The following is a 16,511-nucleotide window of genomic DNA, read 5'->3' as shown; positions in this document are numbered from 1 at the left end:
ACGTCTATATCAAACATAACGTCTAGCACAGTTTCAATGACAAAGCCCTACACCTCCACTTCTCAAGATGGAATATAAGTATGTACAACAAGAAACATTCAATCTATCAAGTTTTTACCCGTTTGTTCGGCAATCAGAATACACAGAACACACCTTGGGGAACCATTGAACAAAATGGCGTGGGCAAGTTCAGTGACTTCACCAATAAAGCGCTGACCGAAATTAGAGAACTCGGCATCACTCATATTTGGTACACCGGAGTACCACATCATGCTGTGATCAACGACTACAAGCACATCGGCATCTCAGACGATCATCCAAGCGTTGTAAAAGGACGGGCTGGCTCACCTTATGCCGTCAAAGATTACTACTCCGTAAACCCAGATCTTGCTGACAACCCAGCGCAGCGTTTACAGGAATTCGAAGCCTTGATCAAAAGAAGCCATGACAATGGTTTGAAAGTCATCATTGATATCGTCCCTAACCACATTGCCCGTAATTACCAAGGCTTGAATAACCCAGAAGGCGTACATGACTTTGGCGATCAAGATGACACGACGGTTGAATATCATCGCAACAATAACTTCTATTACATTCCTGACAGCGCATTTGAACTGCCCGAGATCGAACCTGCGTTCACTCCTCTTGGTGGCGAACAACACCCGAATTTAGCCTCACCGTTTCTTGAATCCCCAGCCAAATGGACAGGCAACGGATCGCGTTTGCGCAAACCAAACTTCGATGATTGGTATGAAACCGTAAAAATTAACTATGGCTTGCGACCAGACGGTTCAAAAGACTTTCCTGAACTACCGGATGATTATGCGATGCGTGATCACCTCGCCCACTACCATTTCTGGCAGTGCGTTGATGTGCCGGATTCATGGATTAAGTTTCGAGACATCGCCTTATATTGGTTAGAAAAAGGCGTCGATGGCTTTCGCTACGATATGGCAGAAATGGTACCGGTCGAATTCTGGAGCTATCTCAACTCATCAATCAAAGTAAAGAATCAAGACGCCTTTTTGATGGCGGAAGTGTATCAACCGGACCTTTATCGTGATTACATTCGCTTGGGTAAAATGGACTACCTGTATGACAAAGTCGATCTTTACGACGGCCTAAAAGCAATCATGCAAGGTAAGGCTTCAACGGCAATCATTCCTGAGATCCAGCATCAAATGATGGACATCGAACACCACATGATGCACTTCTTGGACAACCACGATGAGCAGCGTGTCGCGTCTCCTGAGTTTGTTGGTAACCCACACATTGCCAAACCAGCCATGTTAGTCAGTGCGCTATTAAGTAGCTCTCCCACCATGATTTACTTCGGGCAAGAAGTCGGCGAATCGGGCGCGGAGAACGCAGGCTTTGGGCAACCTTCTCGCACGTCTATATTTGACTACATCGGTGTTCCTCAACATCAAAAATGGATGAACGGAGGAAAGTTCGATGGTGGGCAGCTCAACGATGACGAAAAGCAACTCAGACTCTTCTATCAACAAGTGATGACCTTTTCATTGAACCATTCATCGATGACCGGAGCGTACCAAGATTTACACAAATCCAATCAGCTAAGTGATTCAGTTTATGCTTTCTTGCGTTTCGATAATCAAGAACTGGTTATCGCCGCGGCTAACTTCAGCCAAAGCAAAACAGACCACATTCAGCTGAAGGTGACGGCAGAGGTTATTCAAAAACTAGGCATCGCTGACGGAAGCTATACGCTCAAAGAACATATTGAAGGCGTCCAACAACAGACGCTGTATGTGGAAAATGGTGTCGGTTACTTCAGCGCAGAATTAAAACCCCTAGCCGCTTTCGCTTGGGTGTTACCCCTTTAATCAACCGTTCTAAAAGCAACTAACAATGACGGCGTTAAAATACGCTACTTAACGTCGTCTTTGGATAAGTAAAATTCAAACGGTCGTTGGTTTTCAAAGCACGCTCTAAGCAGCTATGGCGGGTGGCTGTAGCTTGTTTTTGCCCCTTTCCATATATGGAATCCACGTATTTACAAAGTGATTTTGGTAATAAAAGTTAAGATGCGGTCGTATATTCGGCTTCTTATTGAAGGAGCTACCTTCTAGCCTTTGATGTTTTGCGCACCTACTGTCCTTATCGAGTTAGCAGCTTGCTTAGCATGACAGAATGGCCAGGTTTTCAGTAGGTTGGTCTTACCTTTTATGCATCATCATTTTGTGAAATTTAAGAGTTTATTAATGATTAATCGGTGAGTAAAACAGGTTTATATTCAGATTCATACCGTAACATTGCCCATGCAGTCCGTACCACTTTGTTCGCCAGTGCAATGCAGGCCTTCTTGAATCCGATACGATCTATGATACTCCTCAACCAAGCATCCTTTTGAGTCTTCGGTTTTTCTGGTAGTCGTCCAACGTAAGACATTGCACCAAGATAGAGAAGGGAGCGTAGCTCTTTCACACCACCGCATTTATCGATCCCAACCATAAAGACCTTACCACCTGAACTGTGTTGTTTGGGCGTAAGACCAACAAACGCTGAAGCTTGCCTTCCATTCTTGAACTGCTTTCCATCACCCAGAGTGGTATAAAGCATCGCAGCTGTTGTTTCACCAACACCTTCAATTTCCATTAATCGTTGGCATGGTTCTATCTGACGGGTTAACGCATTTTTCTCTTTTTCGAACGCGATGAGTTTTGCTTTCAGTTCTTTATATTGCTCCCACAACATGGACAGAACGGATACAACATTTGCTGGTATTGAGGTCTCTCCATCAAGTACTGTTTGAACCGACGCTTTTAAACCTTTTTCACCTCTAGGGTTTGCTATCCCGTAGCCCAAAATCGTCCCTCTAATGTGAAGCCCTAAGGAAACCACACTACGAGATAAGAACCTACGGCTGGTTTCTAATGAATGCATAGATTGTTGTTCTAATGACTTTGGACGGCTGTACTTGATACCAATTTGGATAGCGGCATTAGCGATAGCAAGGGCATCATTATGATCAGTTTTATGTCCTTCTAGGTAGCCTTTCACTTTCTTCGGGTTGATAATCCGCACTTCGTGTCCAAACTTTTCAGCTAATTGCCCCCAGTAGTGGCAGCCGCAACAACCTTCCATGGCGACAATGGAAGGCTTAGCCTTGGCAAGAAACTCTTTCATTTTCTGTCGACTTAAAGGTTTATTGGACAGCATCTCACCGTAAATACTGATATGGCAGGCTTGCAGAACATTTTTTGCTAGGTCGATCGCGATAACATTTTTAGTCAACATATTGGAACCCTCGTTATAACTGCACTCTGCTAAGTGTAGATTGGCAGAGAGGGAGTGGATTCCATACATCAAGTTTGCGCAACAAAACGGTAGTAAATCTCGCCAGAAAATAGCCCGACTTTTACTAATGGCAGACCGCGCAACATCGATGCGCGGAATCTCCCAGTTTCTTGCACCATACTGTGTACACCAAGTAGCCTCTCTTTTGCATAATAATTCGCTTAGCTAATCACCGACTCTAAAGAAGTGGTTCAGACAAAGCCTTTCATCAAAATTGTTCTTCAGCTTATGTCCTTTTATCTAAATTTGCTTGGTGCTGTAAGTGTTCAATAAATATCGGGATCTTTTTTGCCAAGTGTTTTCTGGAAGCATAAAAGACATACAAAACTAGATCTTCAGGTTCGTACTCTAGTTCTACGACTTCCAAAGAGCCTGCATTTATCTCATTGCGACAGGATTCGATTGGTAGTATCGCGAATCCCAAACCAGCTAATGCGCCAGATTTGGCAAGATGCCCGCTATTGACCTTAAATGAGGACTGTACCTTTTGGGTGATTGGCTCACCTTTAGCGTTTTTGAAAACCCAGGGAGTTCCATTTAGTACGGTAAAGCTATTGATGCACGGAACGTGTTTTAAATCGGTAATCTGAAAAGGTCTGGGAGAGACCTGTAGAAGTTGGGGGGATGCTACAACAGCACTTTGCCAGCGTTTAATCTCCTTAGCTACCCAATTATTGTCTTCAAGCTTTCCTCTGTGAAAGCTCAAAATAACGTCAAACCCATCAAGTAAATCCTCTTTAGGGCTAATGCTCGTATCACAACATAATGAAATTGATGGATGCTGGATACAAAAAGAAACCAATGCTTGAGCCAAAGCAGGTGAGTCTGGCATTAAAACTTTAAGTTGCCCCATGACTTCATAAGAATGCTGAGTCACTTCCTCAAGTGCGTCATTAAGTTTGTCCAGCAGTGGCTGTGTTCGTAAATAAAGATGTTCCCCTGCATCTGTCGGAGCTATTCGGCGTGTAGTCCTGTCAAATAGTCGTGTATCCAGTCGTTCTTCCAGTAAAGCGATATGGCGACTGACATTTGACGTCGGTAAGCTTAGAAATTCCGCCGCGCGTTTAAAGCTGTTGTTTTCATAGACACAATGAAAACTTTTTAGCCACTGCTGATCAATCTTATCAAACATTTCCCTTCATCCCATAATGTTGGATTATAAAGCCCATATTACACGCTTTATTACCAGAAGTTGGCTTATATAATACCCCTTACTAAAGTTATCTGGTAAAGGTATCCCATGAGTTGGTTAGAAAAGCTGTTAGATAAAAAGAATATAATAAGTACACGTAAAGCGTCGATTCCAGATGGGGTATGGACTAAATGTCCCTCGTGCGACCAGATCCTTTACAGCATGGCTCTTGAGGAAAACCTGGAGGTATGTCCAAAATGCGATCATCATTTGAGAATGTCGGCACGCCATCGCTTAGACAGCTTTCTGGATAAAGGAGAACGATTTGAGATTGCCAGTGAACATGAGCCACAAGATTTACTGAACTTTAAGGATCTGAGACGCTACAAGGAACGCCTTGCTATAGCCCAGAAAAGTACAGGAGAAAAAGATGCCTTGGTTGTGATGAAAGGAAAGCTACTGGGCTTACCAGTTGTTGCCTGTGCTTTCGAGTTTTCTTTTATGGCTGGCTCAATGGGTTCTGTTGTCGGCGCTCGTTTTGTTCGTGCCGTTGAGGCCGCTATTGAAGCTAATTGTGGATTAGTTTGCTTTTCTGCCAGTGGTGGTGCTCGTATGCAAGAATCTCTTATGTCGTTAATGCAAATGTCAAAAACCAGCGCTGCGTTAAATCGTTTATCCAATGAAGGCCTCCCTTACATATCTGTATTAACTGATCAGACATTGGGGGGGGTATCAGCGAGTCTAGCCATGCTGGGAGATATTAACATCGGCGAACCGAAGGCAATTATCGGTTTTGCTGGGCGTCGTGTTATAGAGCAAACCGTTCGAGAGAAACTGCCCGAAGGTTTTCAGCGGAGTGAGTTCCTTTTAGAGCATGGCGCAATCGACATGATTGTGGATCGACGCGAGATGCGCGAGCGAGTCGGGAGGCTAATAGCCAAAATGACTAATACTACTATTCCGCTGGAAGTATAATTTATCGGCCCTGCAACAAAGTTGGATGAACGAACGGAATATAATTCACTCTAGCTTGCATAAAATATTTTGAGTATTGTTAGGTTACGATTCTTGTTATTGTCCAAAAGCTTTCATTTTCGGCACCTCCCTCGATGGTGCCGCTCTTCATTTTGATATACGAAAAGTTATTCAAGGATAGCTAAAGTAGGATACTCACTGGCAAGCTTTTGTCCAAAAATGAGTTCCAGATAGTTACACGGTTTATCTCAAGTGTGAATATTTACCATATGATTTATCATCATCGAAACCTGCGTTTGAATAATGGTCAGTTCAACGGTTGGTTGTAGTGTCGAGACATCCAGAAAGTCCGAATTACAGAACGATGCCACTCTACAGTTTAGATCCTCTATAGAGTGGTTATTTGAGTAAAGTGCTGAAGCTTCAAGAAACCATGATTGTTATTTGAAACTGCTCTATTAATGCTTCAGCAACCGTTTTTTTTAAGCACTGGTTACTCTCCTAACAGACGGCTTCGAAATGCTTTTGGCGTAAGCCCGGAGTGCTGTTTGAAGACCTTCGAAAAATAACTGCCACTTTGATAGCCCAAATCTAGGGCGATATTGGTAATTGATTCATTAGAATTGGTTAAACGCTCTTTAGCAAGATTGATGCGATAAGCCTGTATCCAACTTGCAACACCCATGTTGAACTGTTCTCTAAATGATTGTTTTAAATAACACTCATTAGTTGCAAGCTCCTTAGATAAGCATGGTATATTCCAATCGATATGAGGTTGCGTTGCGATAAGGTCACAGGCTTGCTCTGCTAGAGATTTAGGTTCTTTATGCACCATGAGTAGTGCTAATAACTCTAATATTTTACCTCTTAACCACACCGTCCGGGCAATACCTTGAAAATTATTGCTCCAAACTGATTTAGCAACATTGAGGACCTCCCCTGTTAGTGGCATCTGCCAACCCGTCTCATAAAGATCGAAAGGTTTGAATGATGATTTTCCACTTTGGGGAAGTAAGTTTTTAGTCAAGCTATGGTGTAACGGGAAGTGGATTCGAATGTTCTCAATTCGACCTCCTTCTGCTAATTCAATTGGGTTGACTGGTTCAGGATCAAGCAAAAGCGATGCAATGCATCGAGAAGCAAAAGATGCCGCTGGGTAATCTGGATATTTGGGACTGTAGGCATAGTTGGTGCCAGCAAAGCTTATATAGAACCCAGCATCTGCTGGGTCGTTGAATTGAATGTCCATTGTCGCTTTACAGTTAACTATGTAGGCATTCACACCATCATCGAGAGCTACAACATCAAGTGTTCCCTCTAAGCCGCTAACTAAGCTTAAGCTCTTCACGATATTACTCATTCTTACAGCCTCGTCGTCTCTTGTGAGCATCTCCCCAGAGCAATTAATATAAATGATAATAGGTATCATTTATATTAATTTTTAAACTAAGTAGATCAGCCAGAGAAAAGAGCCCTTTTCAAAATTGGAACTCCTTTGACGATAAAGCTTTGATTAGGTTTGCGAAGCAAGGTTTGTCTTCCCGGTTGGTTTTAATACAGGGATTAAGCATATTGCGAGTAGGCTAAAGGTGAGCATCAATTCAAAGTGTGCCGAATATCCCAAGGAGTCAATTAACACGCCACACGCGATTGCCATCACTATTGCTATAAACATATCCATAGATTGAAAAAGTGAGAAGTTCACACCTGACTGATTACCTGCGGCAAAATCCATCATCAAAGTGTAAAGCGCGACAAATTTCGCTGAAGTAATGATACCATTTACTACGTAAACGCCTGCGATTACCCCCCCCAATCCAGTGATATTTAGATCGTATGCTAGATAAAAGCTAAAAGCTATGACCTCAAAACTGGTCATCAGCAGTAGGACTTTGAGTGCATCACTTTTTTTGATCAGCCACCCACCTAAAACAACACCAATCAAACCAGTAATAACACCGCCGCCGATAACCAAAAGCCCCAAGTTTTCTAGCTGTATACCACTATCAACCAAGAAGGGCATCATCATTGATAGCCCCCCTCGAGTACCAAGTTGTGACAAGGTAATAAATATCAATCCAAGCCTAACTTTAGGATTAGAAAATGAGGCTTTTAGAGAAGGCTGTATTGCTGTTACGTACTGTTGATTATGGCTATTAAAAAACAAAGAAAGCGTTGGTATGCTGAATAATAAAGTCAGCAAAGCCAGACCAAATAGTGCTGTTTGCCAATCGAACAGCGCAGTAACATAGATAAATAGCCCTCCACCAAAAACCGCACCAAGATACGATCCCCCAACTTGCATTACGTTACCTAAATACCTTTTCTTTGCTTCCAACTGATCAATCGCGAGACCATCGGTAGCGATATCGGCGAAGCTAGAAAAGAGGCTGATAACAAATACACCAACAAAGAGCGTCATTTGACTCTCTATAGTCCCCATAATGCAAAGGGCGGCGAGTATGGCAATCAAGACCAGTTGAGAACCAAAGATAATAACGGCGTGATTTTTTAAGCTCCCCTCCTTTTTTCGTTGTCGTTCAATCCAAGGTGACCACAAAAATTTAGCAACCCAAGGAAGCATCGCAAGGTAGAACAAGCCTATTTGGGAGGTATTTAATCCCTCATATTTCATGACAGCGGGTAAACCTTGTAGCGTAAACATACTCACCAGGCTTTGAATGGTGTAAACGCTCGCCAACACGGCGAGCAACGGTTTGAGTTTGATTCTTTGAGTACTAACCATGTGCTTCACTACCACTCATATTTCGCTTTCACACCGATCTCTCTACCAGTACCGTAATTACTGTAGGTTTGTCCGTAAGAGAACGCGTAGGTGGTGTATTCTTTGTCTGTGATATTGTTGCTAAAGAGCGAAATAGACAGGTCTTGGTTATAGTCATAGTTAATTGATAAATCGACCAAAGTGTACGCGCTTTGCGATAGTGAATTGGCTTCGTTAAAGTGAATCTTGGAATTATAGCGAGCTTGAGAATTGATCGAAATATCCCCTTGGACTCCCGTTACTGGCAAGTAATAGTTGAAGCCAAATGTTGCTGTCGTGTCCGGTGCATATGGCAGTCGATTGCCTTCAAATGTACTATTGTTTGATTCAAATGTTGAACGTCCATAAGTCCCCGCTGCGGTTATCGTGAGATCGTCGGTTAGGTAAAATGCCAGCTCGGTTTCAATACCTTTGCTTACAGCCTCCCCCATATTTTTGAGAGTCTGATTGCCAGGTGTACCAGTATATAGCTGAATATCTTCCGTTTTGATCCAGTACAATGCACCACTAAAATCGACTTTTTGATTCGCAAAACTGGTGCGCCACCCCAGTTCACCATTAAGTGAATTTTCAGCATCATAACCATTTGCATCTGCATTACTTAACGGGACGACGTTGTATCCCCCTGGGCGGTAACCACTTGTTACCGATGCATAAATTCGAGTTTGCTCATTCGCTTGCCAACCAATTGCGGCTTTTGGCGAGACAGTCGATTCTGTCTGCTCTTTGTTAAAAGGGTTAATCCCCCATGCTGGGTTTCCGTTAAAATTAGAATTTACTTTTAGGTATGAAGCTCGAGCTCCAAGCGTTAAGTCCCACTGTGGTACGAATTGGTAGTTTGCCTGCCCAAACAACGCGTAAGTGTCATAATCCAACTTGTTTCGTGCACTGTTTGCCGAAACGTCTAAACGGCGAGATTCCAAGTAGCCACCGAGTACATAGCTAAAACGATCATTGTATTGTTGATTTAACCGCAATTCTTGGCTGAACTTATTTTGATCTTCTTGGTAGTTGCCATATACATATTTCCGATCTATTTCGCGTGTTTGATAAGCTGTGATACTCGTGATTTGTGATGAACCTAAATCGTAACCAAGATTTAAAGCAAAAGTATTTACGTCTCGCTTCAGTTTAGGAATAGGCGCATCTTTTACGCCAGAATCATGTTCACGTTCAGTGAGGTACCATTCTTCATGACTATCAAGTTTATCGGTCGAAATAGATAGGGTTGCGCTAAGTTTGGAGTCGTTTGGTAAGTAATGAAGTCGAACTTTTACCGATTTTTCATCCGCATCGTTTGCGTCTTTTTTTTCACTAGCGGCATGCTTAATATCACCTTCATCGTAGACGTATCTGGCGGCAATATCCGCAGAAAGAGAGTCTGATAAACGGGTAGATACGACAGTATCAATTTGCTGGCTTAAATTAGAATATAAAGCTGAAGTCTTAACTTCTGTGGAATCAACTTCACGACGAGTTACGATGTTAATTACACCGCCTTGCGCGTTACCACCATAAAGTGTCCCTTGCGGGCCGCGCAGCAATTCAACTTTTTCTACGTTAATAAGCGGCTGAGTAACAAAAGCATTATCCTGAAGGATACCATCCACATAAATACTTACGGCAGGAGAGTAATAGTCTGGTGAACTAATCCCACGCACGGTGGTGTTGGCGTAAGTTCGATTCCCGCGAGTTTGTATGAGTAACCCAGGAAACACCATCTCCAGATCTTTTACTTGATAGATACCTGCTTTTTCGAGCTCCTCTCCTGTTTTGACTACAACAGAGTTATTCACTTGTGTTAAGGGAGTATCGAATTTAGTCGCCTCAACAACAACCACTTCCATTACTGGCAGAATTTCTTCAGCATAAGAATATGAAGAGCCCATAATAGTCAGAATAGCGCTAGCAATAACGGTGCGCGGCGAAGATATATTGTACATACTGTTTTCCTTGAATCTGAATAAGTTAGCACTACTCACAGCGCTGGCGTTTTAATTATTATGTTGAGCTTCCCACAGAGACTGGTAGTGCGAAGAGGTTGTGATTAATTGCTCGTGCGAGCCAAAATCATCAATGCGACCTTGGCTCATCAAATAGATGCAATCGGCATCAGCAATGGTGTCCAAACGATGCGCTATCGTGATCATGGTTTTAGATGCAAAACTCTCGGTAATGCTTTGCAGTATTTCCTGTTGCTTAGGGTGGTCGAGAGCAGATGTAAACTCATCGAGCAACACAATTGGCGCATCATGGAGTAACGCTCTTGCGAGGGACAAGCGTTGACGTTCTCCACCCGATAAATCCTTGCCATTCTCATTTATTTCGGTGTTTAGCCCTTGTGGCAAGCGGGCGAGCAGCTCATCAAGTCCTGCGGTTGTGATTGCTGTCTCCAATTCTTGAAGGCTTGCGTCTGTTTTGGCGATGAGCAAGTTGTCTTTTAACGTCCCTGCGAACAATTGCACATTTTGGGTTACGTAGGAGATCTGCTGATACCAGTACATTGTCCCAGTAGCTTCTACCGTACTTCCTCCAATTTTTACTGTCCCGTGAGTTGGAATATGGAATGCCGCGAGCAAGTCCAACAGCGTGGTTTTTCCTGCTCCACTAGTACCAACAAGCGCAATATGTTGACCATATGGAACCTGCAAATTGATGTCTTTAAGAATGGTGTTGCCATCCAGAGTTAACTCAACCGCTTTGAATTCGATATCGTGATGATGCGCTTGAACACCATGCACAGGTTGTTGTGGCTCTTGACTCAAGAAATACAAGCGATCTGCAGATTTTGCCATGTATCTCAACAACGTAGAGAAAATGGCCATTCGCACAAATGGTCGGATACAAGCAACCGCAGAAATGATCGAAACTAACCACTCCCCGATAGTAAGGTTGCCAATACTATTTAGGTAAGCACCAAGACCTGCGACCATTGGAATAGAAAGCTCAAGCAGCAAGCTTGCTAAAATAACGCCTATTCCTCCAGCCCATTCAACCCCTAACCCTGTTTTGCGCAAGTCAGCTAATTCTTGACTAAGTGGCGTCGCTAATACTTCACTACGACCAAAGCGTTTTAGCGTGGGTAAACAAGCAATGTATTCGAGCAACTTGTTGGTGCAAGAAGCGTTTTTATCGACATGGCGCTGTGCTTTTTTGGAAAAATCATCTTCGAATTTCCACAATAATAGGCTCGCATTCACCATAACAATCAGCATAAGTGAAGCAAGGTAAGGTGAGCAAAATAGCATTACACAAAGCATCGCGAACGGAACCACTAGAGCCGAGACCAAGTCAGCAATTAAGTGGCTAAAAATGTCTTCGAATGCTTTTAAGTCACGAGTGATTAGCTTAATGCGCTCTCCCAGACCTTGACCTACTATCTTGGAAAACGGTTGGCTGCGAATGTCATGTAGTAGTACTTTTCTCAGTTGGTGGGTAATGTCATAAGCGCCTAAGAAGCTCTGTTTGGTGGATTGCCCTAACCGCCACTGAACGACAACCGTGATAAGTGAAATTGCGAATAGGGCTTTAAGAGGAAGTAACAATGTTTGGGTAAGGGCTCCGAATACCAGTAGCCAACAAATTAATGGCAGGATCTCACTGAGTACCTTACCTGCAATACCAACCAAAAACGTTTTTGGATTGATATCAGCGTGATCGAGTAGCTTGAGCGTGTTACGCACAGACGGCCTCCTCAAGGTCAATTTCTTTAAGTTGACCGTGTGATAATGAAAACGCTCGGTTAGCGATGGTTAGTGCTTCTGGACCATGACTGATGACCAATTGGATTTGCTGCGGTGCATATTTACGTATTGCTTCTAGAACACGATTTTCCGTTACTTTATCTAGATGGGAAGTCGCTTCGTCTAAAACCAGAATGACAGGGCATACCAGCATGGCACGAGCGATGGCTAACCGTTGTAGTTCCCCTCCACTAAAATTGCGTTCGGTTTCATCCATACTGCAATACAAACCATTAGGAAGTTGTTCGATAAGTGCAGAAAGTCCAAGCATATCGAGGAGCTTGAGAATCACGGAGTCGTGTATCAATCGATCTCCTAAGACCAAGTTTTCACGTATTGATGCGCTGAAGAAAACCGGCTGTTGGTCTACAACTGAGATAAATTGGCTTCGCTCTCTATCGGACATCGAAGACACGGTTTTTGGGTTAATAAACCAATCGCCTTCATATGTTGCTAGTTCTCCATAGAGTGTTGCCAATACACTACTTTTCCCTGAGCCTGACGCTCCTTGAATTACGATGCATTCGCCATGAGATAACTGAAGGTTCAGCCCACTGACGATGTCGAGTGAGCCACGTTTGACCGCTAAATTTTCACAACAAAGCTCGACATAAGGCGTTGCAACGGATTTGAAATATTGATCCGACGTTGCGGAGAACAGAGGTAGTATTCGCTCTAAAGAAGAGAAGGACTGCTGCACTTGCCCAAATATCTGTGTTAGATCCAACCATGGTTTAAGGATGCCGGCACAAAGAATCACGATCATTGCGAGCTCGACTGGACTTAATGAACCTTGGGTCAATTTTACGATGGCGAATGGAATAACAAGAACCAAAGACGCTTGAGCTAAGGTGGTAAAGGTGACCCATGCTCCAACCATTTGATTGGTATAAGCGTTAACCAGCTTGTGGTGCTTAGTCATGTTATGGCTTAACTGGCGGTAAGAGTCAGCATCAACGCCGAAAAGTTTCATCACGCCGATGCTGCGTAAAAATTCCAGTTGCGCCTTATGCATATTCGCAACGACTTGATTGTACTTTTTTTGTCTATCTGAAAAGCCACGCATCATGACTGTTTGGGCAATCACAGCGAGGGGGAGAGGACTTAATGCGATTAAGCCTAGCTGCCAGTCGATGCTAACCATAAAACCAAGCAAAACAAACGGAAGTAAAGTTCCAGTAATAATATCGGTAGTATGATGAGCAATAAGAGGCTCAAGGCTCTGACAATCATCATTGAGTCGCTTTTCTAAATCTCCACGATGGTATTGCATCAGTTTAACGGTCGGCATTTCAGACAGAGCACGAACAAGCTTCTGCCTAATGGTCTGAATAATTTGATAAGCAGCAAGATGCGCCTGCCATACCGAAATTGCATAGAAAAAATAGTGCACACAGACTGCGATGGTCATAAGAGCTAAGTAGAAATTCAGACTTTGGGTGTTCAGATAATTGCTCAATGCGACGTATAAGCAAATCCAAGTGGCGAGTTCTGCGAACACGCACAACACGGCGCTAACACTGGTATAAGTGATACGCTTTTTTTCCGTTTTTAATAGTGCAATGAGGGCTTGAGTGACGCTCATCTTGTCAGATAGATACATAGACGACTCCTTAATAGGACTCATTCTCATCTAATCGTTAGCTTAACAATAGCAATATTGGGAATTAGAAAGCGAATATCGGGAAACTTTGTACGTGAGCAGTGCAAGAAATAAAGTTAAAAGGAAGAGCTGAGTTTAAGGGCAAGAAGCCGTTATATAACTCAAGATTTAGCTGTTGTATTTAAAGGGTAATACATTTTCGGGTTTATCATCTATAGATGACGTTTTCAGTAAATACTATATAGGGCTCAATGCACGGTGGCAGTCGAATGAGTTACAGAGCCGTGTCTATGGGGAGCATGATCTGCTTCATTCAGGCTGGACGATTTGCTAAGCGACATTTTGTTTCTAAAAGCTAATCGGTCTAGGTACCCAAGAGCACAATGCCTTTGACCTGCACCGTCAATGCTGGATTCTAAATTAGGCGACTTTCCATACTTGTAGAACTAATCTGAAAAACAAAACTCATAAAGAACGTAAATGAGTATCAGAGTGCAACTCTTGGTTCGAAGTAACTAGATGATTTTTAACCTTTAAATCGCTCTGAAAGCATCGCAAACTTTCCAAGCGCTAAGGAAGTGGAATCACCTTAAAAAGTGCCCCAAATCTTAGCTAAGATTCTTTGAGGTGCTCTGAGGGCAGTTTTTGATAGTAAACTCGCGAATTTACCACTCCTGATTTTCCCCAAGGTTTTAGGTGTCTTAATGTTTACGATATGAACTAGAGCTTAATATATTGGTCAGAACAGATCGTTAAAGTAATTAGTGTATAAAGAATCTTTAGATAACATATAAACGCCACTACAAAGAGAACATATAAATGTATCAACATGTTAAATTCCCTTCTCAAGGGGGGGCTATTTCCGCTCATCTTTACTTGCCAAAAAATAAACCACAAACACACTATCCAATCATCATTTTGTGTCACGGTTTTTGTGGTGTGAAAGAGTTACTACTTCCTGCTTATGCTGAACGATTTGCAGAGCAAGGATACGCTGCGCTTACCTTTGATTACCGTGGGTTTGGAGAAAGCGAAGGGGAACCTGGTCGTTTAGTACCAGCGTTACAAATTGAAGATATCAATGCTGCAATCGAATGGGTATCTACTCAGCAAAATATTGATGCGAGCCGTATTGGGCTTTGGGGGACTTCTTTTGGTGGCGCGAACTCAATTATTGCAGCAAGCCTCAACCCGAAGGTGCAATGTGTAGTAGCTCAGTTAACTTTTGCTGATGGTGAGTCCGTTATTACTGGAGAAATGAACGTAGAAGAGAAAGGGAAATTTGTTAGCACGTTAGAGCGCATGCGCGACAAGAAGGCGAAGACTGGCAAAGAGATGATGGTGCCAATCGCTAAAGTATTAGGTGACCCTCAATCTGTAGAGTTTTTTAATAATTTTAAAGATGACTTCCCAGCTTTAAATATCAAAATCCCATTCTTAACTGTGTGGGAAACTATGAATCACAAACCAATTAACGCACTAGCGTTACTAAATAAACCCCTGCTAGTAGTGGCAGCCGGTGAAGACGGAGTGAATCCAGCTAGTGAGTCGAAAAAGTTATTCGAGCATGCTAATGAACCTAAACAGTTACATATTGAGCGAGGTGCAACCCACTATCAGGTGTACAGTGGTAAGTTCTTTGAATCTGTAGTCAAGCAAGAACTAAATTGGTTCGATAAGTATTTATAAGGTCGCAAATGGCGGCGTTATGAGTGAGGAATCTGTACTTTTAGGTTAAGTCGAAGAGTTAATTTACAGGGTCGCAGGCTTAGATTTTAGTTTCAGACCGTGAACTCAACAGCTGTTGATAACATTTTCCATCCCCCCGTTGTGCGTAGGTGGTCGGTTTACCATGAAGGCTCTTAATGCGCACCTAAACAAATACTTTTGCTAATGCGATGCTACTCATCGCATTAGCTCTTCACAAGTAAATTTGCCATACCTTTAGTTATTGATGGTTTGCTAATTTAGCAAAATCACTGGCAAATAATTGTCCAGAGTCTTCATGGACCTGAAGCTTTACTCGTGGCACTTTTCTCAAAAAGTGCCAGTTAGCTCAGATCTGCCCCAAAACTTGTCAGCACAGCTCGTTACTAAGATTTGAATACGTGATTTTCGCAATACTCTAATTTATCCGACGAAATCTAAAGAGTTAGGCTTTCAAAATTATGCGCCATTTTGCCTTTTACTCTCCCTTACCTTTATCTAAGGTATTGATTGCGAATTGAATGACGATAAAAAACGGCTAAAAGCCGTATAGGAAGAGTTATGCTACTGTGAGTATATCTTCGACAACTTACTTGCTATTATTTCTCGATGTTTTTTATGTTGGTTGCTTTGTTATGTTCGATATTTTTTCATCTGCTCATTCAGAGCAGAGAGCAGTCTTGTTTGAAGGAAGCGAAGAGCTGTCAGTAAAAACAGCTAAGTTAATGTTAAGCCGTCTTCACACTGATTATTACAATGACACTGAAAGGGAAAGGGCTACATATGTATTAACTAAGCTCGGATACTTAGAGGCAGACGCCAAGCGAGAAAGCAAAGAAAGTGAAGGTTCATTATTAGACAAAGCTAATGAGACTATCCGCAAAGCCAACCACCGAATAAATGAACTGAAGTCATTACTTAGTGAAGCCGAAAGAAAGATCGATCTTCTGACTCAAGAAAATTTCAATTTGAGCAGCCAACTATTTGAATCTGATTGCTCATTAACGGAGCGAGATATCTTAGGATATGAATTTTTACCCAGTAGTCAAGATCTTAGAAAGCGTTACAAAAGCCTAGCGTCCATCCACCACCCAGATAAAGGTGGAAGCAAAGCTATGATGCAAAGGATTAACGACTCATATGAGAAGTTGAAGAACGAAGTGGCATCAGAAAGCATTTAATAGCGATTTCCAACTCTTGGCATTTTCAGTTTAAGGTAGGGGTTCGTGTTTGCGGCGCAATGTT

11 protein-coding genes are annotated in these 16,511 nt (G+C 42.6%); 4 read left to right on the top strand and 7 right to left on the bottom strand.

Annotation, left to right across the window (positions count from 1 at the left end; translation table 11 throughout):
* Nucleotides 1–80: 80 nt before the first annotated feature.
* The gene (locus OCV30_RS17885) at nt 81–1,847 is read left to right on the top strand and encodes an alpha-amylase family protein (RefSeq protein ID WP_261879048.1); all 1,767 of its coding nucleotides are present in this window, start codon (nt 81–83) and stop codon (nt 1,845–1,847) included.
* A 382-nt stretch (nt 1,848–2,229) separates the two neighbouring features.
* On the opposite strand, the gene OCV30_RS17880 is transcribed toward OCV30_RS17885, so the two are convergent.
* Both OCV30_RS17880 and OCV30_RS17875 read right to left on the bottom strand, forming a co-directional pair.
* Nucleotides 2,230–3,261: an IS110 family RNA-guided transposase gene (locus OCV30_RS17880; RefSeq protein ID WP_065680108.1), complete on the bottom strand. Its 1,032-nt coding sequence runs from the start codon at nt 3,259–3,261 to the stop codon at nt 2,230–2,232.
* A 286-nt stretch (nt 3,262–3,547) separates the two neighbouring features.
* Nucleotides 3,548–4,453, bottom strand: a complete 906-nt coding sequence (locus tag OCV30_RS17875) for a LysR family transcriptional regulator (RefSeq protein WP_065679250.1) — start codon at nt 4,451–4,453, stop codon at nt 3,548–3,550.
* A gap of 108 nt (nt 4,454–4,561) precedes the next feature.
* Between OCV30_RS17875 and accD the strand changes: the two genes are divergently transcribed.
* Complete coding sequence (gene accD, locus OCV30_RS17870; protein ID WP_065679249.1) at nt 4,562–5,428, top strand: acetyl-CoA carboxylase, carboxyltransferase subunit beta; 867 nt, start codon at nt 4,562–4,564, stop codon at nt 5,426–5,428.
* 493 nt (nt 5,429–5,921) lie between these two features.
* Here accD and OCV30_RS17865 read toward each other — a convergent pair whose 3' ends face one another.
* The 5 genes from OCV30_RS17865 to OCV30_RS17845 all read right to left on the bottom strand — a co-directional run bounded on the left by OCV30_RS17865 (nt 5,922) and on the right by OCV30_RS17845 (nt 13,559).
* Nucleotides 5,922–6,788 carry a helix-turn-helix transcriptional regulator gene (locus tag OCV30_RS17865; protein ID WP_065679248.1) on the bottom strand — a complete coding sequence of 289 codons (867 nt, stop codon included), beginning with the start codon at nt 6,786–6,788 and terminating at the stop codon, nt 5,922–5,924.
* A 153-nt stretch (nt 6,789–6,941) separates the two neighbouring features.
* Complete coding sequence (locus OCV30_RS17860) at nt 6,942–8,174, bottom strand: MFS transporter (protein ID WP_065679257.1); 1,233 nt, start codon at nt 8,172–8,174, stop codon at nt 6,942–6,944.
* A gap of 8 nt (nt 8,175–8,182) precedes the next feature.
* A complete protein-coding gene (locus OCV30_RS17855; protein ID WP_065679247.1) occupies nt 8,183–10,156 on the bottom strand; it encodes a TonB-dependent receptor in 1,974 nt (657 codons plus the stop codon).
* 51 nt (nt 10,157–10,207) lie between these two features.
* A complete protein-coding gene (locus tag OCV30_RS17850) occupies nt 10,208–11,896 on the bottom strand; it encodes an ABC transporter ATP-binding protein (protein ID WP_065679246.1) in 1,689 nt (562 codons plus the stop codon).
* Nucleotides 11,889–13,559 carry an ATP-binding cassette domain-containing protein gene (locus OCV30_RS17845; protein WP_065679245.1) on the bottom strand — a complete coding sequence of 557 codons (1,671 nt, stop codon included), beginning with the start codon at nt 13,557–13,559 and terminating at the stop codon, nt 11,889–11,891. The genes OCV30_RS17850 and OCV30_RS17845 overlap by 8 nt, the downstream gene beginning before the upstream one ends.
* 819 nt (nt 13,560–14,378) lie before the next feature.
* Between OCV30_RS17845 and uilS the strand changes: the two genes are divergently transcribed.
* Both uilS and OCV30_RS17835 read left to right on the top strand, forming a co-directional pair.
* Nucleotides 14,379–15,248, top strand: a complete 870-nt coding sequence (gene uilS, locus OCV30_RS17840) for a UilS family quorum-quenching N-acyl-homoserine lactonase (RefSeq protein ID WP_065679244.1) — start codon at nt 14,379–14,381, stop codon at nt 15,246–15,248.
* 653 nt (nt 15,249–15,901) lie between these two features.
* Nucleotides 15,902–16,447 carry a J domain-containing protein gene (locus tag OCV30_RS17835; protein WP_065679243.1) on the top strand — a complete coding sequence of 182 codons (546 nt, stop codon included), beginning with the start codon at nt 15,902–15,904 and terminating at the stop codon, nt 16,445–16,447.
* Nucleotides 16,448–16,511: the final 64 nt, after the last annotated feature.

Source organism: Vibrio atlanticus (assembly GCF_024347315.1).
GTDB lineage: Bacteria > Pseudomonadota > Gammaproteobacteria > Enterobacterales > Vibrionaceae > Vibrio > Vibrio atlanticus.
This window is presented reverse-complemented; position numbering and strand designations above follow the sequence as displayed.